Raw genomic sequence first — 20771 nt, forward strand, 5'->3', positions numbered from 1 at the left:
TTCCTTCCGTTGACACCTCACGATGTCCACGTTGCCTTTGGCTAGCGCTTTGAATCATGCCGCTATACATGCGCAAGGGACTTTCACCCTCGAGTTATCACCCATGTCGGGTGTACTAAAAAGAGCATCTGCATGAAGTGAACTTCAGCATGCAGGTGCTCTTTCATTTCTTCTCAGTTATCCGGCCAGTTGCAGAGCTGATAGTACAGTTCTTCATAGATGCCAGCAGACTGTTCCCAGCTGACATCCGTGGTCATGGCACTCTTGATGAGGCCCTTCCAGCCTGGCTTGTTATTGTAGTACTGTTCGACTGCCCAATGCAGCGTATAGACCATGTCATCGGCATTTGCCGCCCAGAAACTGAAGCCGTTGCCCTCGCCGGTGTACTGGTTATATGGGTGTACCGTATCTTTGAGGCCGCCGGTTTCACGGACTAATGGCAGCGTGCCGTAATGCATGGCGATCAGCTGACCGATGCCGCAAGGCTCATAGAGCGAAGGCATCAGGAACAGATCTGCACCAGCATAAATGCGATGGGCAAGATCTTCGTTATAGCCGCAGTAATAGACTGCCTTGCCCTTGTACTCGCTCTCCATCCATTTGAACGCATTCTCAGCATTCTGCTCTCCCGTTCCTAGAACGATGAACTGAACGTCCATATCCAGAATCTCACGGAGCTTCTCAGTAATGAGATAGACCCCTTTCTGGTTAGTCAGACGGGAGACAAGGCCGATGACACAGACATCATTGGTGACCTTGAGTCCGAGTTCTTCCTGCAGGGCAAGTTTATTTGCCTTCTTGCCGGAGACATACGTACGAAGATCATAGTTCTTCGTCAGACGCGGATCAGTCTTCGGATTCCATACAGTAGTATCAATTCCGTTGACGATGCCCCAGAGATCTTCTCTGCGGTATCTCAGGATGGAATCCATACGTTCGCCATAAGACTCAGAGAGAATCTCATTGGCATAGGTCGGCGAAACGGTCGTGATCTTGTCTGCATAGACGATGCCAGCTTTCATGAAAGAAATGCCGCTGTCAAACTTGATGGAACCATTGTCGAAGTAATAGTAGTCAAGGCCCAGGCAGCTTGGCAGCATGTCTACTCCGAAATTTCCCTGGAAGGCAAGATTATGGATCGTATATACATGCTTGATAGCCTGATAGCGCTGATCATCCGCGTAGCATGCATGGCAGAGCAGCGGAATCATTCCGGTCTGCCAGTCATTGGAATGGATGATGTTCGGCCACCAGTTGATGAAGTAGATCATATCAAGAGCTGCCCGCTGGAAGAATGCAAACCGCTCACCGTCATCTTCATATCCATACAAGCCGTCACGCTCAAAGTATCCCTGGTGCTCGATGAAATAATAGACCACTCCGTCCACTTCTGCCTTGTAATACGTAGCCGGCTGGTCGATCCATCCGGAATGAACCTGGATTGTTCCGAGCCGTTCCAGCTGATCGTAATACTTCTCGATGATCTTCTTATAGAGCGGCAGCACTACCCGCACGTCATGTCCGCGCTTCGCCAATGCCTTCGGCAGACTGCCGATGACATCTGCGAGGCCTCCGGTCTTGATGAACGGAAGTCCTTCCCCTGCTGCGAATAGAATTGATCTTCCCATTGGATCCTTCTCCTTCTGTCAGATTCGATCTCTGCGTTTCACATAAACCGGTGCAGCATCCGTGCCAGCCAGTTTCTTGACATGGTGGACAATCGCATACTTGTCCACTATCACATGATCCAGCTTGGCATTCTCACCGATGTAAGCACCCGGAAGAATAATGCAGTTCTCTACTTCAGCGCCCTTGCAGATGGTGACATTGCGGCTGATCAGAGACTTCTCGACCTTGCCGTCAATCACTGCTCCGTTTGCGACAACCGAATCATGCACTTCGGCATTCTCGGTATATTTGGTCGGGCAGGAATCATTGGTCTGCGTATAGATCGGCCAGCCCGAACGGAACAGCTGCTGAGCTGTCTTGTAATCTCTCAGTTCCATGGAAATGCGGAAATACTCTTCCAGGCTGTTCAGGCAGCCGACATAGCCTCTGACCTGATAGCCTCTCATATCCAGTTCGGAAACCGAATCAGCCAGGATGTCCTTGAACCAGTACAGGCTGGAAGTGTCGGCAGCCTTCTTGACCAGATCAATGAACAGCTTCTTAGTCATCACATACGCTTCCATCGAAACGTTGATGTTCTTTCTCTTGCCGCGGTTCTTCTCAAAGCCCATGACCGTCTTCACCTTATCCAGGTTCAGCGTATCGCAGCCGAGGAATGATTCCTTGCCGCGGTTAGTTGCGGTATAGAGCACCGTGACATCTGCCTTGGAATTGATGTGCTGCTTCAGCACTTCATTGAAATCCAGGCTGTATACAAAGTAGCTCGGGGCAATGACCACATACGGATTCGGGTCTTCTTCGATGTACTGCATGTTCAGCATGTAGTTTGCGACATCGTGGTTATAAGCCTCGGAAGAGAACGTTTTCTCTCCATACAGGATCCGCAGCTTTCCGCGCTTGGAATTGATGTTGTAGTGGCTGCCATCGCCGAGATGCTCGATCAGGTTGCGCGGTTTCTCCTTGCAGTAGACCTGCACATTGTCAATGCCGCTGTTCGTCATGTTGCTGAGAATGAAGTCGATGATCCGATAGCGGCCCATGAATGCAATGGCCGGTACCGGGCGGTAATCGCCAAGTCCCTGAATGGTGGCTGTATTGTCTTCGAAACTGATGATACCCAGTGCGCGCATATCTTTACCCCCTCTTACTCCACGAACTTGCTTGCGACGAGCTCGATATGCTCGCTGTTCTTATCGCCTACGACTGCACCCGGGGCGATTTCCACATCATCTGCAACGATGCAGCGGGTAACCACTGCGCCTTCGCCGATTCTAGCGCCTGGCTGAATGACGGAATCGATGACCTTGGCACCCTTGCCGATGCTGCAGTTGGTACCGATCACCGAATTCCTCGCTTCGCCGAGAATGACGCTTCCTTGCGTGATATAGCAATTGGAAATCATAGCTTCCGGTCCGATGAACTGCGGAATCGCATTGACATCTTCGGTATAGATCTTCCAGTTGGAATCGCCGAGATCCAGCTCATTATTGTCTTTCAGCAGGTCCATATTCGCTTCCCACAGCGAATCCACGGTTCCTACATCCTTCCAGTATCCCTTGAATCGGTAAGCCGTCAGCCGTCTCTTGTCACGCAGATAGCCCGGAATGATATCCTTGCCGAAATCATGATTGCTGTCAGGATTCTTCGCATCCGCAACCAGATACTTCCGCAGTGTCTTGTACGTGAAGATATAGATGCCCATCGAGGCAAGGTTGCTCTTCGGATGAGCCGGCTTCTCTTCGAACTCGACGATCATGTCATCCTTGTCGCAGTTCATGATGCCGAAGCGGCTTGCTTCCTTTAACGGGACCTCACGAACCGCAATCGTCGCATCTGCCTGCTTCTCCTTGTGGTAGTCCAGCATCTTGTCGTAATTCATCTTGTAGATATGGTCACCAGACAGAACAAGGATATATTCCGGATTCATCGAATCCAGGAAATCCAGGTTCGCCGTAATCGCATCTGCGGTACCGCGGTATACCTCAAAGTTCTGCGCATCCTTCTCACGCGGCGTCAGAACATAGACACCGCCATCATTGGTATCAAGTCCCCAGTAATGATCTCTTGCAACATAAGAATTCAGCAGCACAGACTCATACTGAGTCAGCACGCCGACTGTATTGATGTCAGAGTTCGCGCAGTTGCTGAGCGGAAAGTCGATAATCCGGTACTTGCCGCCGAAATGGACAGCAGGCTTCGCGACTTTCTTGGTCAGTTCATGCAGGCGGGATCCCCTTCCTCCTGCAAGAATCATGGCCACCATCGTGTTTGCTCTCATAGTGTAATTATGCCTCCTGAATGGTATTAGGGGCTGCTCTCCCCTTGATTCAGTCTCATTATATACCATCGTTCAGTTCCATGGGGCCCCGAAAGCGGAAATCTGACGAAACCGCCGCAATCTTCCCGGTTCACAGCATTTCCCCAGCTGTCCGAACGTCATGCGTGCAGAGTCTCTGATACGTGCTGCTGATCAGCACAGAACCAAGCGGTGCGGTAATCAGAATCGCCAGCACCGAAAGCGTCAGGACCTGATCTCCGCAGGCCAGACCCATCGAAAGCGGAATCGAGCCAATCGCCGCCTGCACGGTGGCTTTCGGCAGCTCTGCAATCACTGTAAAACTCCTCTCCCGCGCAGAAAGATCCGTTCCCGAAACAGAAACCAGGGTACCTGCTGAGCGGAAAACCAAGCCGATCGCAAGCATGAGGATCATGCCTGCACCAGCAGAAAGCACGGAAGAAATCTTCGCCTCTGCCCCGACCAGGACAAACAGGAAGATCTGGGCCCCATTCCAGAGTTTCCCGAGACCTCGGCTCATTTCTTCAGCCGAAGAAACATCCTGTTTTCTGAGAACCATGCACATGCTGATGACGGCGAGAAGTCCTGAAACAAAAACCGTTCCCTTCAGCAGTTCCTCCATCCCCTGCAATAGAAAAGATGCAGCGAGCACCAGAATGATCTGCAGCGAACCATCCGGATGCGCCATCCGGAACACAAGATCCAGCAAAACCCCGCAGACACCCCCTGCAAGAATGCCGAGAATGATCGBCTCCGGAATCTCCAGAAAGGAAGCAGCTGAAACAGAACCGCCGCTCACCATCGAAAGAAATGCAGAAAACAGGACGATCACATAGACATCATCTGCAGAAGACCCGGCAATGATCATCTGCGGAATGCCTTTAGCCGTTCCGTATCGTTCGTCCATCATGCGGCTCATCGCCGGCACTACTACCGCAGGCGATACCGCACCCATCACTGCTCCCATGAGGGCACCCTCTGCCCGCGTGACCCCGAGCACCATCGGCGCAAGGAAGACGAACGCAAGAATCTCACACGTTGCCGGCAGAAAACACAGCAAAGCTGCTGGCCTTCCGATCCGCTTCAGAACCGCACTGTCTAATGAAAGACCTGCCTTGGCAAGAATGATGATCAATGCAATCTCCCGAAGATCGCTGCCGATCGAAAGCAGATCGGAACTCAATAGATTCGATACCTGCGGACCAAGCACAATTCCGGCAAGCAGATAGCCGGGGACGGATGGAAGATGAACCTTCCTGCATCCCCACCCGAACAGAAGACCAGTCAGAAGCAGCAGTGATAAACTCAGCATCATATGATTTCTCCTTTCATAGCCGCATAAAAAGCTGATGCTTTCCATGCGGAAAAACCGCACAGAAGTCATCAGCTCATCAGCAGTTCGGGATCACTCCCAGGGAGACTTCATTCCCTGATGGTTCAGATTCTACGTCGACAGGATTCCCTCGTCAATCAGAAACAAACAATTTCCGCACCAGACTGATCAGATACAGCGATCCGCAGACCAAAGTGCATCCATGCTCTCCAGCCAGTTCCATTCCCTTCTGCACGGCCTCTTTCCAGTCCATGACAATCTCTGCTTCAGAGTCTGCCAGATGTTCGGCAGTATCTGCTCTCGTATTTTCAAACTGCGTGACGATCACCTCATCACACGCCTTTCTCAGCATCGCTTCCATCTCCGGTCCCTGCTTATCCTTCAGTGCAGAGAATACCGCAATGCAAGGATGCGGCAGATATCTCATCGATTCTGTCAGTGCCTGCATGCCTTCGGTATTATGCGCCCCATCGAGGATGACAAGCGGATGCTGGTGCACTGCTTCAAATCTGCCTGGCCAGACACTGTCATGCACAGACTGGATTGCAGAATCAGAATGAATCTCAATGCCAACCAGTTCTGCTGCCTTCAAGGCAAGCGAAGCATTTGCTTTCTGATACTCCGGAAGTGCTTTTAAAGAATACTCTGTTCCCTCAAAGCAGAACTTCTGAGGACCGAGGTCTTCATATGATTCCAGGCGATGCAGAGTTCCTTTCTGCTTTTCTGTTTCTGCCACAATGACTGCTTCTGCCTCCGGCTTCAGATATCCTGTAAGCACTTCGGAATGCGGCATGATGATGCCTGCCTTTTCCCCTGCAATTGCCGCAAGCGTATTGCCTAATAACGCCATATGATCAAAGCCGATCGTCGTGATGATGCAGAGATCAGGATGATGCAGCGTCGTGGTCGGATCCAGTCTTCCACCAAGCCCCGTTTCATATACGGCAATGCCCACCTGTTCTTCCTGGAACCAGAACGCACTCAGCAGCATATCGATCTCGAACATGTTGAGGGCGTTCTCTTCTATGCATGCAAGGTGCTCATTCAGAAGTCTCAGAAACGTCTCATCCGGAATCCATGCATCATTGATGCGGATCCGATCCTGATGTGCCACAAGATGCGGAGACGTAAAGAATCCGACTTTCGGATACTTCGTATGCAGCAAGTCTCTGAGATAGCAGCATGTGCTGCCTTTTCCATTCGTTCCTGCCACATGCACGGAGCGGAACGAATCCTGCGGATTGCCCAAGGAGGCCATGACGTGCTCAAATGCAGAGAAGCCTCTCGAAGGAAAGTGTCTTGCGGTGATCCATTCTACTGCTTCATCAATGTCCTGAAACATGATTGAGATCCGGGATCTGCCAGTCAATCGGCTTCATCCCGTGTTCCTCCAGGAAAGCATTGGCTTTCGAAAAATGCCGGCAGCCGAAGAACCCATGATATGCACTGAGCGGAGAAGGATGCGCAGCTTCCAGAACCAGATGCTTTGAATGATCGATCATGGAGGATTTGCTGCGGGCATTTCTTCCCCATAACAGGAATACAACCGGCTGTTCCCGTTCATTGATCTTCTGGATCGCATGGTCCGTGAAGATTTCCCATCCCTGTCCGGCATGGCTGTTCGGTCTGGACTCCTCAACGGTCATGACCGTGTTGAGCAGGAAGACGCCCTGTTCAGCCCAGGGCATCAGATATCCGTTATCCGGAATCCGGCAGCCGACATCATCTTGAAGTTCCTTATAGATATTCTGCAGAGAAGGAGGCACTGCAACTCCAGGTCTTACCGAGAAACACATACCATGCGCCTGACCAGGCTGATGGTATGGATCCTGACCGAGAATCACAACCTTGATATCCGGATAGTCGCAGTGTTCAAATGCGCTGAACACGAGCTGCTTGGGCGGATAGATGTGTTTCGTCTGATACTGCTCATGCACAAACGCTGCAAGCTTCTTGAAATACGGTTGCTGCCATTCTTCCTGCAGCCAGGGATACCAGTGATTATGAATCATCCTCTTCCCCTTCTTTCTCTATATCTTCTCCCTGATGCCAGCGGACAATATCATTCACGACATCCGCAGAGATCGAACCATCTGTTTCTCTCAGATAATGGCCGAGACCCGGATAGCTCTTCATCGAGACATTGGATCCCTTCTGACTCTTCCACGACTCATAGTCCGAAGAGAATTTCGTGATCGTATCTGCTTCACCCTGCAGAATCGCAATGGGCATGGATACCTTCGGGGTATAGTTCAATGCCCCGGACGTATTCCAGTCTTTCCAGTACGTTAACGGATATCCGCCGATCATCGGATCAATTTCAGGTTCTGCCGCAATGGAATACTTCACCTCATCCGCAGAGATATTCAGTTCTTCTGCCCTGGAAAGCAGCGAGATGCCATCTTCTTCATATGGCGCATTCAGCAATACGAGTCCACCGGTTATCTCGAAATGAGAATTCACGAGGTAGTAGCCAAGCGAACCTCCGGTACCCAGACCGATATAGATGATATCTGCCGCATTGACCGGATATCGTTCCAGGCTGTGCACCACGCTGGCAAAGTCTTCCAGCAGGATGCGGTTCAGGGAATACTCCGAGGAGTCCTGAATCAGATACGGATCTTCTTCAAGGCGCGTATTCCATCTGACGCTGGCTATGCCTGCTTCTGCTAATGCATGGGCAAAGTCTTTCCGGAAGCTGTCATCATTTCCGGAACGATTGCACGACTCCTTCATGCCCTCCGGCATCAGGATCGCAACCGGAGGAGATTCGACATCCTTCGGCAGCGTCAGAACACCTCTCATAGATACTTCCTTTCCGAAGGAAACAGCCGTCTCCGTCCACGTATCTGAAGACTCGAGAACCGGATCTTCTGAACGGAGAAAGAACTGCAAAGAACTGATCTTTCCGGACTCCGCAAGCCGGAAGTCTGCCTGCACTTCCTGGTCTCCGGCCAAGAAGAGCAGTTCTCCGCCTTTGCGATCGTCTTCAAATACAACTCCCTCTGCCAGACATTCACCCGGATCTTCCGAAGTCTGTTCTGCCCAGAGTGCTTTGAGGTCTTTTGCACGATGACTCTGTTCGGAACTGCGCGCAAAAAGACCGGAAAGAGTCTTCCAGTCTTTCTGAGTCACTGCACTGGATACTGCTTCTGCCATTGAACGCACAGAGGCATAAGTCTGCTCAGCCGCAGACTCCTCTGCCGCCGAACAGCCGGAAAACAGGACGGCCAGACACAGAATGGAGATCAGCAGTTTACTGAAGCGGATCATGCCGCGAAACGCGCCTCTTCACTACTGCTGCAATCACGGCAGCTGCTGCAAGAATCACAATCACTGCGATGGTCGGGAACGAAGGACCACTGTTTCCGGAAACCGCAGGCGCCGAGGAAGCAGGAGCGCTGGTGCTGGAGAAGTCCAGAGCACTGCCGCCCTGTTCTTTCACCCATTCATTCACATCTGCTTCCACCATGGAGAACGGACGATTGCCGCCCGTCAATAACACGGTATTGAATTCCTTGAGATCAAACTTGCTGCCAAGTGCTTCCTTGGCATCCTCTCTCAGATTCAGGAACTTCATCAGGCCGATGCCATACGGCAGAATCGTGCCCGGCTGGCTGATGACAAAGTCATAGAGAGACTCTGCATTTGCAGAATTGAGACCGAGAGAATCAAGGTATTCTGCCACATCATCCACGGAATAGCCAAGTCCGTTCACGGCCAGGTCGGCTGCCGCATCCAGCACATAGCCAAGCGACGTATTGATCTGCAGATTCTCGATTGCAGCATCGCTCAGCTGCGGCGCATTGGACAGCGCCACAATCTCTGCATACATGCCCCAGCCTTCGGTATAGCCCGAATTGGAACATACACTGCGGATCCGGCTCGGATTCGTATTGAGGAACCATGTGATCTGATAAAGATGACCGCCGAAGCCTTCATGAGCAAGCGTGGAATAAAGTTCATTCTCATCGCTGACATTGTCGCCATTGATCTTGATGACATTATCGGTAATGTCATCAATCGGCGGCTGCATGTAGTATGCCACCACGGAATCATTGGCCACCGACGGATCCAGATAGCTTGCCGTATACGTGACATCAGGTCCTTGCGGATAAGACTTGCCCAGAATGCTCTGCAGGTAGGACAGGATCTCTTCCGGCGTATCCATGCCGACCGTTTCCTGCTCCGCCGAATCGAGATCGCTGCTGCGCATCAGATCGATGTACTGGTAGATGACCTGGCTCAGGAAATCCGTGCACTGATCCAGCAGATCCTGAATGCTGTCATCGCTGCTTGTCTTATAGCGCACCAGTGCCTGGTAATAGTCGCTGCCGCCATCCTCATAGTTGCAGAGGCCGCCCTCATAGTTCGCAGAACCGCGCAGCTTCTCCAGTTCTTCGCTGACATGATCGTAGGCAGGGATGAACTGATTCAGCACGATGTCCTTGTTCTGTTCCTTGTAGGAAGCCTTCTCGTCATCACTCAGGAAATTAAGCGCATCGATATCTTCATCGAAGATGACAATCAGCTGATTGTCATCCTTCTTCTCCGTGAACTTGGCAATGGAATCTTCGGTGTCATCCAGCTGGGAATCCGTCAGGAAATAGCCGGTAGCTGCCTGCCGCTTCGTGATGTCCAGGCACTGCTCGAGGCAATCCGGAACACTCTTCAGAACACTCAGATAGTCTTCGACATCCTGCTTGTCATAGAAGATGAACTCCGTGAAATTCGTCAGCAGATTCTCCTGGATTCCGAACGAAGGATTGAAAAGCTGATCCAGCATCGGATAGGAATTCATAGCAGCGATATTCTCGAGATACGTCTCATAGACCTGATAGTCTACCTGCTGTTCTGCACTCAGCGAATCATAGTCAAATGCCTTCAGCTTCTCCAGGGAAGCATTCGCCTCATCCACCGCATCCTGATACGACTGCAGAGACTGATCCGTCATGACCGGATCCGGTTTCGTGATCCCGGCACTTTCGTAGTCACGGATCGTATAATGCATGGTCAGATAATCATCTTCCATTGCCTGCACGAATTCCTGATTCAGGAATTCATCAAAGTCGGCATTGCCGGTATTCTCTTCTGCCATCACGCTGGCAGGAGAAATCACTGCTGCCGCAACGGCTGCAGCACATACTGCATGAAGCATCTGTTTCAGCATCTGTTTCATAGTAAACTCCTTACTGATTCATTATACCCCAGCCGTATCTCCTTACAGGCCATCAATGGCGCCGGGAGCACACGAAGATCGTGTAAGCCGGAAGGAAAACCTCATTGGAATATACTGAAAGACATTCGCCATCTGCTCCGAACACGATCTGCCACGGCTCATCAAACCGGTATTCCCGATCAGAGGAAGAAGGATTCAGAATCACCCGGATCCCGGCTGAATGGTGTGCTTCATCCGCAATATCGATGTCATAGAAGATCACCGACTCATCTGCGATCGAGAAATGCACGCACTGCTCCACTTCTGCCCGTGTGCTGAGCCGGAAAGCCTTCCAGCTCCTGCGCAGGGAAATCGCTTTCCGCGTATATTCCACAAGGTCTTCATTGAAGATCATTCTCTCCCAGTTCATGCCATTGATCTCATCGCCGGCATTATAGGAATTCGAACAGTCTTTCTTCGTGCCGCAGAATTCCATCCCTGCATGCAGGAACGGAATGCCCTGGGCGCACATCGTCGCCAGGATCATCATCTTCTGACGCTTCAGACGGATCTCGCGCGGCTCCTCTCCACAGCAGAAATGCATCTTGTCCCAGGCAGTCGCATTATCATGCGTCTCCACAGCATTCACCGACTGAATCGGCGAATCAAAGCGCATGAAATACGGCTGATCCAGAGAATTGCCGGTCAATGCACTGCACATTTCAAACGCCAGTCCGGTATTCCCGGTCAGATAGCCCGTATCGTACTTGCGGTCATCGCTGGTCGGGCCTTTTGCCACATCCCGGAACGTATCATTGAAATGACCGATGCCTGGCATCTGATGCTGGTTGTAGATCTTTGCCTTGCGATCTTCGCTGAGGGCGGTCGGCATATCCCAGCCCTCGCCATAGATCAAAGCATCGCTGCGGATCGCATGGGCTGCCAGATTCAGCTGATTCATTGTGCTCACATCGAGGATGCCCATCAGATCAAACCGGAAGCCATCAACTCCATACGTATTCATCAGGAACTTCACGGCATAGATCAATAGCTTCCTCATCATCGGCCGTTCACTGTCAAGATCATTGCCGCAGTAGCTGCCATTGGAGAGATATCCGGAATCCGTATACCGGAAGAAATAATACGGCACCGTCCGGTTCAGCGCACTCTGCTCCATGTCATACATATGGTTGTACACGACATCGAGAATCACCCGGATCCCGTGTTCATGGAACGCTGCCGTCACTTTCCGCAAGCCCATCATTCTGGAATACGGATCCTCCGGGTGTTTCGTATAAGATCCTTCCAGGCCGACGATCTGCGCCGGATCATAGCCCCAGTTATAATTGCGGTCCGGATGTTCTTCATCCACGGTCGAGAAATCGATGACCGGCTGCAGCTGCACATGCGTGATGCCGAGACTGCACAGATAGTCAAACCCGGTCGGCTGACCGCGGTAGGAGGTGCCGCTCTGGCACAGGGCATTAAATGTGCCATGTTCTCTCGTATTGCTCAGAATCGAGCTGGTCATATCTCTGACACTGCACTCATAGATCACCGCATCGGCCGGACTTGCCAGCGGCGTCTTCACGCCCGGATCCGGGATATCCAGCACTCTGGCCAGATTGATCACCGCAGAATTTCTGCCATTCGCAGACGTGCTGAACCCATACGGATCCAGAGACTCTGCCGTTTTTCCATCCCGCTCCAGCACATATCGATAGAGAGCCTGGGACAGGTCTCCGGACACATAAGCCCGGAATACGCCATGATCCGTCCGCTTCATCGGCACCATCCGCAGCACGCCGCCATGTTCGATGCGCACAAATACCCGCACCGCAGTCGGTGCCCATAATGCAAAGGAAGTCCCGTTTCTCGTCCAGATTGCACCAAGATCATCTCCGCTGTAATTAAACTCTTTATCAAACTGCGCAGTGCGGACAATGAACCGGTTCTGAAGCACGACACACTGCCCCTGCTCTTCATGGATGTAATAGTTCCGCCCGAATGGAAGATCTGCCGGAATCGTCAGATGATAGCGGACTTCCCGTTCATGTTCCTCGACCCCGCGGATCACGCATTCTGCATACAGACCATAGTCATCTGTGATATAGAATCCGCTGGCACTCCCGTTATAGAAGATTTTGCTGACAGTCACCAGAACCTTTCCATAATCATCCAGGAACGCTTCGATCACACTCATATTTTTCTCTTTCCAGCGCACCTTTTCTTTCCATCAGAAAAGGAGCACATTTTCTGCGCTCCTATCATAAATGCATTTATACGCTTAGGCAATCAGAATTTCAGCGGCTTCACATTCCAGATTTCATCCGCATACTGGCAGATCGTGCGGTCACTGGAGAAGTAGCCGGACTTCGCAATATTGATCAGGCAGCTTCTTGCCCAGGCATGGCGGTCCTGATAGCGGGCAGAGATCTGTTCCTGTGCCTGTACATAAGAATCAAAATCTGCCAGGACGAAGTACTCATCATTCTTCATGAGCAGCTCGTCATAGATCGTCCGGAAATCATCCCGGTCGCCATTCCAGGTTCCGTCGATGAACGTATTCAGAACCTTCCGGATCCGCTCATCGCCATTGACATAATCCATTGCCCGGTAGGTCTGACGGAAGCTCTCGATTTCCTCTACCGTCATTCCGAAGATCACATCATTCTCACGCCCGACCAGACGATCGATCTCAACGGTTGCACCATCCAGGGTGCCGAGCGTGATTGCACCATTCATCATGAACTTCATATTGCCTGTGCCGCTGGCTTCCTTGCCCGCTGTGCTGATCTGCTCGCTGACATCTGAGCCATTCATCAGCACCTCGCTCATCGAAACGCTGTAGTTCGGAAGGAATACCACCTTCAGCATGCCGTTGACATCCGGATCGCTGTTGACGACCTTGGAAACGCAGTTGATCAGCTTGATGACCTTCTTGGCAAACACATAGGAAGGAGCTGCCTTGGCCGCGAAGATGAATGTATGCGGATAGATCCGGAAATTACGGTCGCTCTTGATTCTCTGATAGAGATAGATGACATGCATGATATTCAGCAGCTGACGCTTATATGCATGCAGACGCTTGGCCTGGCTGTCGAAGATCGAAGAAGGATCCACAATGATGCCGGTCGATCTCTGAATGTAGGCTGCAAGGATCTCTTTGCGCTTCTGCTTCACGCGCAGGAACTCTTCCTGAAGCTTCGGCTCATCGACATGATTCATGAGCTTCTCAATCTTCGAGAAGTCAGTTTCGAACCCCTTGCCGATATGGCTCTTCAGCATCTCTCTCAGTTCCGGATTGCTGTAAAGCATCCATCTGCGCGGCGTGATTCCATTCGTCTTGTTCGTGAACTTCTCCGGCCACATGGAGTAATACTCATGGAACAGCTCGCTCTCCAGCAATCCGGTATGAATCTCAGCAACGCCATTGACCGCATGTGACATGATGACCGCCAGACGGGCCATATGAATCATGCCATTGTCGATGATGCGCGTGCTGTACCAGAGATCCTGGCGATTCGGATAGCGTTCATTCAGGAAACGCCCGTATCTGCTGTTGAGCTCATCGATGATCATGTAGATTCTCGGCAGCAGCTTCTGCACATATTCCACCGGCCACTTTTCCAGTGCCTCGCTCATGACGGTGTGATTGGTATAGGACATGACCGACATCGTGATTGCCTGCGCCCTGTCCCAGGAATATCCGTAGTCATCCATCAGCACCCGCATCAGTTCCGGAATGGCCAGAACCGGATGCGTATCATTCAGCTGCACGCTGACCTTCTCGCCAAGATTGTCCAGCGTATCATACTGCTTCAGGTGGGTGTTGATGATCGAGTCAATGCCTGCGCTGACAAAGAAGTACTGCTGTTTCAGACGCAGATACTTTCCTTCTTCAGTCGAATCGTCCGGATACACATTCAGGCAGATCTGATTGACTTCGGAAAGATACTCCCGGTAATCCATCCAGGAAGGCGACTCATCCGCTGCTTCTGCACTCCATAAGCGCAGCGTGTTGGTCATCTTCGTGCCTGCCCCGATCATCGGCATATCATACGGCACTGCCAGGATATGCTCTGCATTCACATGATTGAAATGCAGATTGCCATTCTCATCGCCATGGACTTCCACATTGCCCCAGAACTTCACATCCACGGAATGCTTCAGCTTGCGTACTTCCCACGGATTGCCGATCCGCATCCACATATCCGGAACTTCTACCTGGTTGCCCTGATCATCAATTCTCTGACGGAACAGACCGCACTGATAGCGGATGCAGTTTCCATTCACCGGCAGGTTCTCTGTTGCTGCACTGTCCATGAAGCACGCTGCCAGTCTGCCCAGGCCGCCATTGCCAAGTCCTGCATCCCGTTCCATGGAAGCCAGGTTCTCATAATCGATACCAAGTTCTTCCAGTCCCTCGGTGACAATGTCATAGATGCCGAGGTTCCGGAGATTGCTTGTCAGCATTCTGCCGAGCAGAAACTCCATGGAGAAGTAGTACACCTGCTTGGCCTGATTCTCTGATACCGCCACTTTGGTATCCTTCCAGTTGACACTTGCATAGTCACGCACCATTTCACCTAAGACCAGGTACTTCTCGGTCGGATGCGTCTGATCTACGGTCGTGCCATACGCTTCAATCAGCCTCTGGCTGAACTCTTTCTTGAACTCCTGCTTGTTTCGAAACATCATGCCCCTCGATTCTATTTTTCTTTTCATGAACCAGCCAGACCGCCGCAAACGGCGCCAGCCGGATCGTGATCTGACTGCTCCATTTCGGATCTTCCGACTTTCCGGACTTTACCGGTCTGAAATTGCACATGTTGCAGCCATCATAAATGTCTTTTTCGGAATTCAGAATTTCCGAATAAGATCCCTGCTGCGGAACCCCGATCGTGAATTGCTCATAAGATACCGGCGTCATATTCAGCACGCACACCAGAATCTCCGTTTCATCTTCGCGATAGAACGAGAATACCGAATGCGCCGCATCATCGGCATCAATCCAGCGGAATCCGCAGTAGTCATAATCATACCTGCTCAGGCACGAATGTGCCAGATAAATCCGGTTCAGATCAGTGAAATATCTCTGAAAAGCCTGGTGTCTCGGATACTTCAGCAGCAGCCAGTCCAGCTCCCGCTTCTCATCAAACTCCCGGAAGCTGGCAATCTCATTGCCCATGAAATTCAGCTTCTTGCCTGGATGCGCATACATATACGCATAAAGATTTCTCACCTGCGAGAACTTCTGATCATAGCTGCCCCACATCCGGTCAATGATCGTCTTCTTGCCATGCACATTCTCATCATGGCTCAGCGGCATCAGAAACTTCTCGCTGTAGAAATAGGCCATTGAGAACGTCAGCTTCGAATGATCATAAGAACGGTAGATTGGATCTTCGGAATAATACTTCAGCGTATCATTCATCCAGCCGAGATCCCACTTATAATCAAATCCAAGTCCCCCATCCAGCGTGCTGGCTGTCACTTTCGGATAGTCAGAAGAATCCTCCGCAATCATCATGACCTGAGGAAATTCCTTCTTCACGTAGTAATTCATGCGCTTCATGAAATCGATCGCCCCGGAATTCTCACCCCGATCCCGGTTTCCGCCCCAGTAGATCATGTTGGAAACCGCATCAATCCGGATTCCATCCACATGATACGTCTCACACCAGAAGATCATCGAGCTGATCAGAAAGGAACGCACTTCCTCATTCCAGAGATTGAAGTTCAGGGTACCCCATTGGCTCTCTGCGTCGCTGCGCTTCTGATACTCATACAGCGGCTGACCATCGAAGTTTCTGAGCCCGTAGGCATCTCTGACAAAATGGACCGGAACCATATCGATGATCACGCCGATGCCTGCCTGGTGGCACGCATTGACAAACGCTCCGAACTCGGTCGGATTGCCATATCTGGACGTCACACTGAAATAGCCGCTTGCCTGATAGCCCCATGAGCCATCGAACGGATATTCGGTCAGCGGCATCATCTCGATATGCGTGAAACCATGTTCTTTCACATACGGAATCAGATTCTGCTGCATCATCGGATAGGTATATGGGTATTTCCCGTTCTTTTTCCAGCCTCCGGCATAAACTTCATAGATGGATACCGGACGATCGAAATTCACTGATCTCTGCTTCATCCATTCCTGATCGCTCCAGCAGAGATCATGCAGGCTGTAGACCTTCGAAGCAGTCTCCGGAGGAGTCTCGCTGTAGAAGGCATACGGATCTGACTTATCCAGAAATTGTCCGTTCTTGTCTTCGATATGATATTTATAGGAATCCCATTCCTTCACACCTTTCACGAAGACCGACCATACGCCCTTGAAATCGGTCCGGGTCATGCGGTCTCGATTCCCATCCCAGTCATTGAAACTTCCGATCACACTGACTGAATGCGCATGAGGCGCATAAACCGTGAAGCGTACTCCCTCTCCTCCTTCATAGGCAAAATGCGCACCGAACAGCTGATATGCCCTGATGCAGCGGCCCTGATGGAATTCTTCAATGATCTGTGCCTGATCCATGATTACGCACCCTCCCGTTTCTGATGATATTCTTTACATTCAAGTATATCGCAGGAATTCAAGCATGAAGAAAGCCAATCGCGATCAGAGCCTGTGCAGCAAGATAGGTTTCCATGACTCCGCGATGGCTTCCCTTCGCAAAGATAGAAAACGAAAGAATCGTATCCGAGACCACAAAGCATAGTGATCCCAGCCAGACCAGAACTCGGCCAGGATCTTCCCCGGTACTCAATCTCAGAAACGCAAGGATGCTCATAGCGAGCAGACCGATCATATAGGCAATGACCGGAAGCTTCAGCCTCTTATTCACATGTTTCAGCAGTCTCGGTGCAAATATCGCCGCATACCCTGCATATCCAATCAGCACCGGAATGATCCATTCCGGGAAAATTCCCCATCTGCAATCATGCAGAAACCGCAGCACATAACAGAGATGACCGGCAAGAAACGCTGCCGTTCCGCCAAGCAGCGCTTTCTTGTTCTGCTTATGAATCAGCAGCGTATCGCCTAGCCCGCCCAGCAGCAGCCCAGCCGTCACCAGCAGGGAAATTTCATCTGCTGAAGATACATAGAACACTGTAAGAAGCGGCATCAGAAACGGTTTCAGCCTGCGCTTGCCTTTCCGTTCTGAATCATAGCAGTCATAAATCCCTGCCAGCAGAAAAAAGCTTCCTGCAAGCATTGCCAGTGCCCTGTTCATCCTTTTCCCCGCCAATCTCGCTTTTCATTGTACCAAAAAGGAACTGCTCTACACAGTTCCTCTCTTGTCTATTTCAGAATCGGCTGCAGTGCTTCTGCAAGCTTTTCCTTTTCTGCCTCAGCTTCCGCCAGCGTCTTGCCGAGCGTCGTGAAGTAAGTCTTGATCTTCGGCTCCGTTCCGGAAGGACGAACCACTACCGTTGCCCCATCTTCCAGGTGATACGTCAGCACATTGGCCTTCGGCAGACCGGTTTCTTCCGGCTTCTCGTAGTCAATTGCCCGGACGACCTTATCCCCTGCAAAGTCAGCCGGCGGATTCTTCCGCAGATCTTCCATGATGCCAGCCATCTTGTCCATGCCGGAAAGACCCGGGAACGAATAGCTGTCAACCTTGTTCAGATAGCGTCCGTACTGCTGATAGATCTCTTCCAGACGCTGCTTGATCGAAGAACCGATCGAACGATAATACGCCGCCATCTCGCAGATCAGCATACTTCCGACTACTGCATCTTTATCACGGACATACGGTCCGGCCAGATATCCATAGCTCTCTTCGAATCCGAAGATGAAGCGATCCGTTTCGCCCGCAGCTTCCAGCTGTGCGATCTGATCGCCGATCCACTTGAAGCCAGTCAGCGTATGGCGAAGCTCTACGCCATAATGCTCTGCCACTTTATCCGCCAGCGGCGTACTCACAATCGACATCACCGCAACCGGCTTCTCAGGCATTGTGCCCTTCTCGATTCTGCCAGCACAGATATAATCCAGCAGCAGCACGCCCATCTCATTGCCGGAAACCAGCTCATAGGAACCATCCGGGCACTTCATCGCAATGCCTACGCGATCCGCATCCGGATCCGTTGCCAGCATCAGATCAGCTCCCGTTTTTTCGGCAAGCTCCAAGCCCTTCTGCAATGCCTCGCGGATCTCCGGATTCGGATACGGGCAGGTTGTGAAATAGCCATTCGGGTATTCCTGCTCCGGAACAATGGTGATATCCGTAATGCCGATATCTCTCAGCACATGCGTTACCGGGACCAGACCGGTTCCGTTCAGCGGAGAATATACCAGCTTGAGGCCGGCGGTCCGGCAGAGACCCGGGCGAACCTGACGGGACTCAATTGCCTCATAGAGCGCCTGAATGCAGTCATCCTGAACGAACCTGATCAGCCCCTTCTCGACGCCTTCCCGGAACGACATATACTTCGCCCCAGTCAGCACATCCGTCTTCTGAATCTGTGCATAAACAACGCCAGCCGCATCATCAGTCATCTGGCAGCCATCCGGTCCATAAGCCTTATAGCCATTATACTGAGCAGGATTATGGGAAGCTGTGATCATGATGCCGGCATTGCAGTGATAATATCTCGTTGCAAAGCTTAATGCCGGAACTGGCATCAGCTCATCATAAATGCGTACATGGATGCCATTGGCCGCCAGTACCCCGGCCGCATCTCTGGCAAACGTCCAGCCCTTGAGACGGGAATCATAGCTGATTGCAACGGTCTGCGTTCCGCCCTGCGTCTTCACCCAGTCTGCCACGCCCTGCGTTGCCTGACGGACCACCCAGATATTCATCCTGTTTGTGCCGGCTCCGAGTGTTCCGCGCAGTCCGGCAGTGCCGAACTTCAAGGCTGCAGCGAACCGATCTTTGATTGCATTATCATCTCCGCGGATCTCACGAAGCTCGTTTGAAAGATCGATGTCCTTCAGATCAGCAGAACACCAGCGTTCATACTCCTCCTGATACATAGCAATTATCTCCTTTTCTTAAAAAAGGAAGATGCTCAGCGGCATCTTCCTGTTCGGACGGCTTCAGTCAATCAAGCAATGACTTTCTGAGCACGAAGCACTTCTTCGATCGTCTTGATGGCAACGTCTTCGTCATCTCCATCGCAGGTGACGGTGATTTCAGACTGTGTCGGAATACCCAGTGACATCACGCCCATGATGGACTTCATGTTAACGGTACGTCCCTTGTAAGCAACTTTGACTTCGCTCTTGAACTTGCTAGCTGCGTTGACTGCAACAGTAGCAGGGCGTGCGTGAAGTCCTACCGGATCCACAACAGTTACAGATATCTGCTTCATAGTTTTTTATCTCCTCCTGGTCGATTCTAGGATCATTTTACTTCACCCGTTCGCAAACTACAAGCGCTTACTTGTGTTTTAGCCATCCCTCACCAGAACAGCAAACCATTCCATCCGGGGCAATGGAACATCCGGTTTCTCACCTGTTCATTCCTTATGACAGAGGCGTCCGCTGCTGGCCTCTTTCTGCACAACCTATAGAAGATGAGGATATGCATTACTTTCCGGAATATCTCTGGTGCAGCGTCTTCCAGGAAGGCATCTCCTGACGAAGCCGATCCCATTCCAGGGTACTGGCATCAGGATAATCTTTTTTCAGAGCAGCGAATCACTGATCCATCCATTCCATCTCTTCGACTGCATTCCGGCAATGATCAGAAATGCAGTATTCTCCGATTCCGGTCTTCGCCATGCCATACAGCATGAGATCCATCACGATCGCCCATACCCTGCTCTGATCGTACTTCTCATCCTCAGCCGGTATCCCTCCCTGGCTGCCTGAACCGCGCGTCTGATCTCTGCGTACCGGACTTTTCTCAGATCGCATCCATGCCCATAGCAGAGATACACGCAAGGCAGAACAAACGCTGCATGCGTATACAGGTATCCCAGCACATCATCGCACCATTCCAGGCAAAAGCCACTGCCATCAAGCGCCTGCCCCAGCATCTTCCGATCTGGTTCCTCCGGCTTCTGATGCACATAGCCAAGCGTGAGGCCGGTCTTTCCTGCCCGGAATATTTTTACCGCATGTTCTTCCCGGACCCCGGCACTGCTCTGAAACCCAAACAGAACCTTCTGCTCCGGAGTCAGTCCATGAATCTTCTTTTCCATCTCCTGACAGAGAGGATTATTTCCGATCAGGACAAGCATCTTTCCATGAATTCCTGCAATCATGACCACCCGTGAAACGGGTGGTTTGTTCTAAGGCTATAAGCCTATTGTGCTAGCCAGCGTCTCAAGACGCTGGCTTCTCCATATTTCAATATGTCTAAGCCACTATGCACTTTTAACTATTG

General features: G+C 51.3%; 15 protein-coding genes and 1 riboswitch. All 15 genes read right to left on the reverse strand.

What is annotated here, in order from left to right; genetic code table 11:
• Window positions 1-173 precede the first annotated feature (173 nt).
• The 15 genes from glgA to FYJ51_RS12185 all read right to left on the reverse strand — a co-directional run bounded on the left by glgA (window position 174) and on the right by FYJ51_RS12185 (window position 20649).
• Complete coding sequence (gene glgA, locus FYJ51_RS12115; protein ID WP_105302794.1) at window positions 174-1628, reverse strand: glycogen synthase GlgA; 1455 nt, start codon at window positions 1626-1628, stop codon at window positions 174-176.
• Window positions 1629-1646: 18 nt separating this feature from the next.
• Window positions 1647-2759: a glucose-1-phosphate adenylyltransferase subunit GlgD gene (gene glgD / locus FYJ51_RS12120; RefSeq protein ID WP_154505862.1), complete on the reverse strand. Its 1113-nt coding sequence runs from the start codon at window positions 2757-2759 to the stop codon at window positions 1647-1649.
• A 14-nt stretch (window positions 2760-2773) separates the two neighbouring features.
• Window positions 2774-3907 carry a glucose-1-phosphate adenylyltransferase gene (locus FYJ51_RS12125; protein WP_105302792.1) on the reverse strand — a complete coding sequence of 378 codons (1134 nt, stop codon included), beginning with the start codon at window positions 3905-3907 and terminating at the stop codon, window positions 2774-2776.
• A gap of 130 nt (window positions 3908-4037) precedes the next feature.
• Window positions 4038-5240 (reverse strand): cation:proton antiporter domain-containing protein, encoded by a 1203-nt coding sequence (locus FYJ51_RS12130; protein ID WP_154505863.1) that lies wholly within the window; start codon window positions 5238-5240, stop codon window positions 4038-4040.
• A gap of 52 nt (window positions 5241-5292) precedes the next feature.
• Window positions 5293-5364: riboswitch (Fluoride riboswitch) on the reverse strand.
• A 27-nt stretch (window positions 5365-5391) separates the two neighbouring features.
• Entirely contained in the window at window positions 5392-6600 is a 1209-nt protein-coding gene (locus FYJ51_RS12135) for a bifunctional folylpolyglutamate synthase/dihydrofolate synthase (protein WP_154505864.1), read from the reverse strand.
• The gene (ung, locus tag FYJ51_RS12140) at window positions 6584-7270 is read right to left on the reverse strand and encodes a uracil-DNA glycosylase (RefSeq protein WP_105302789.1); all 687 of its coding nucleotides are present in this window, start codon (window positions 7268-7270) and stop codon (window positions 6584-6586) included. The genes FYJ51_RS12135 and ung overlap by 17 nt, the downstream gene beginning before the upstream one ends.
• The gene (locus FYJ51_RS12145; RefSeq protein ID WP_154505865.1) at window positions 7260-8531 is read right to left on the reverse strand and encodes an alpha/beta hydrolase; all 1272 of its coding nucleotides are present in this window, start codon (window positions 8529-8531) and stop codon (window positions 7260-7262) included. The genes ung and FYJ51_RS12145 overlap by 11 nt, the downstream gene beginning before the upstream one ends.
• Window positions 8515-10437, reverse strand: a complete 1923-nt coding sequence (locus FYJ51_RS12150) for a DUF885 domain-containing protein (protein WP_154505866.1) — start codon at window positions 10435-10437, stop codon at window positions 8515-8517. The genes FYJ51_RS12145 and FYJ51_RS12150 overlap by 17 nt, the downstream gene beginning before the upstream one ends.
• Window positions 10438-10489: 52 nt before the next feature.
• Window positions 10490-12619 (reverse strand): type I pullulanase, encoded by a 2130-nt coding sequence (gene pulA / locus FYJ51_RS12155; RefSeq protein WP_105302786.1) that lies wholly within the window; start codon window positions 12617-12619, stop codon window positions 10490-10492.
• Window positions 12620-12711: 92 nt separating this feature from the next.
• Window positions 12712-15114 (reverse strand): glycogen/starch/alpha-glucan phosphorylase, encoded by a 2403-nt coding sequence (locus FYJ51_RS12160; protein ID WP_167836446.1) that lies wholly within the window; start codon window positions 15112-15114, stop codon window positions 12712-12714.
• Window positions 15062-16963 (reverse strand): 1,4-alpha-glucan branching protein GlgB, encoded by a 1902-nt coding sequence (glgB, locus tag FYJ51_RS12165; RefSeq protein ID WP_154505867.1) that lies wholly within the window; start codon window positions 16961-16963, stop codon window positions 15062-15064. The genes FYJ51_RS12160 and glgB overlap by 53 nt, the downstream gene beginning before the upstream one ends.
• 58 nt (window positions 16964-17021) lie before the next feature.
• Window positions 17022-17663, reverse strand: coding sequence for a lysoplasmalogenase (locus FYJ51_RS12170; protein ID WP_105302783.1), 642 nt, complete (start codon window positions 17661-17663; stop codon window positions 17022-17024).
• Window positions 17664-17731: 68 nt separating this feature from the next.
• Window positions 17732-19414 (reverse strand): phospho-sugar mutase, encoded by a 1683-nt coding sequence (locus FYJ51_RS12175; protein WP_105302782.1) that lies wholly within the window; start codon window positions 19412-19414, stop codon window positions 17732-17734.
• Window positions 19415-19485: 71 nt separating this feature from the next.
• Complete coding sequence (locus FYJ51_RS12180; protein ID WP_105302781.1) at window positions 19486-19752, reverse strand: phosphocarrier protein HPr; 267 nt, start codon at window positions 19750-19752, stop codon at window positions 19486-19488.
• 432 nt (window positions 19753-20184) lie between these two features.
• Entirely contained in the window at window positions 20185-20649 is a 465-nt protein-coding gene (locus FYJ51_RS12185) for a hypothetical protein (RefSeq protein ID WP_154505868.1), read from the reverse strand.
• Window positions 20650-20771 lie beyond the last annotated feature (122 nt).

The sequence above is a fragment of the Stecheria intestinalis genome, assembly GCF_009696165.1.
GTDB lineage: Bacteria > Bacillota_I > Bacilli_A > Erysipelotrichales > Erysipelotrichaceae > Bulleidia > Bulleidia intestinalis.

What these genes read in the sequence shown, in the direction of transcription:
- FYJ51_RS12125 (WP_105302792.1), bottom strand. Translation starts at nt 3,907, where the DNA reads ATGAGAGCAAACACGATGGTGGCCATGATTCTTGCAGGAGGAAGGGGA.
- glgA (WP_105302794.1), bottom strand. Translation starts at nt 1,628, where the DNA reads ATGGGAAGATCAATTCTATTCGCAGCAGGGGAAGGACTTCCGTTCATC.
- FYJ51_RS12150 (WP_154505866.1), bottom strand. Translation starts at nt 10,437, where the DNA reads ATGAAACAGATGCTGAAACAGATGCTTCATGCAGTATGTGCTGCAGCC.
- ung (WP_105302789.1), bottom strand. Translation starts at nt 7,270, where the DNA reads ATGATTCATAATCACTGGTATCCCTGGCTGCAGGAAGAATGGCAGCAA.
- FYJ51_RS12185 (WP_154505868.1), bottom strand. Translation starts at nt 20,649, where the DNA reads ATGATTGCAGGAATTCATGGAAAGATGCTTGTCCTGATCGGAAATAAT.
- pulA (WP_105302786.1), bottom strand. Translation starts at nt 12,619, where the DNA reads ATGAGTGTGATCGAAGCGTTCCTGGATGATTATGGAAAGGTTCTGGTG.
- FYJ51_RS12145 (WP_154505865.1), bottom strand. Translation starts at nt 8,531, where the DNA reads ATGATCCGCTTCAGTAAACTGCTGATCTCCATTCTGTGTCTGGCCGTC.
- FYJ51_RS12180 (WP_105302781.1), bottom strand. Translation starts at nt 19,752, where the DNA reads ATGAAGCAGATATCTGTAACTGTTGTGGATCCGGTAGGACTTCACGCA.
- FYJ51_RS12160 (WP_167836446.1), bottom strand. Translation starts at nt 15,114, where the DNA reads ATGTTTCGAAACAAGCAGGAGTTCAAGAAAGAGTTCAGCCAGAGGCTG.
- FYJ51_RS12135 (WP_154505864.1), bottom strand. Translation starts at nt 6,600, where the DNA reads ATGTTTCAGGACATTGATGAAGCAGTAGAATGGATCACCGCAAGACAC.
- glgB (WP_154505867.1), bottom strand. Translation starts at nt 16,963, where the DNA reads ATGGATCAGGCACAGATCATTGAAGAATTCCATCAGGGCCGCTGCATC.
- FYJ51_RS12175 (WP_105302782.1), bottom strand. Translation starts at nt 19,414, where the DNA reads ATGTATCAGGAGGAGTATGAACGCTGGTGTTCTGCTGATCTGAAGGAC.
- FYJ51_RS12170 (WP_105302783.1), bottom strand. Translation starts at nt 17,663, where the DNA reads ATGAACAGGGCACTGGCAATGCTTGCAGGAAGCTTTTTTCTGCTGGCA.
- glgD (WP_154505862.1), bottom strand. Translation starts at nt 2,759, where the DNA reads ATGCGCGCACTGGGTATCATCAGTTTCGAAGACAATACAGCCACCATT.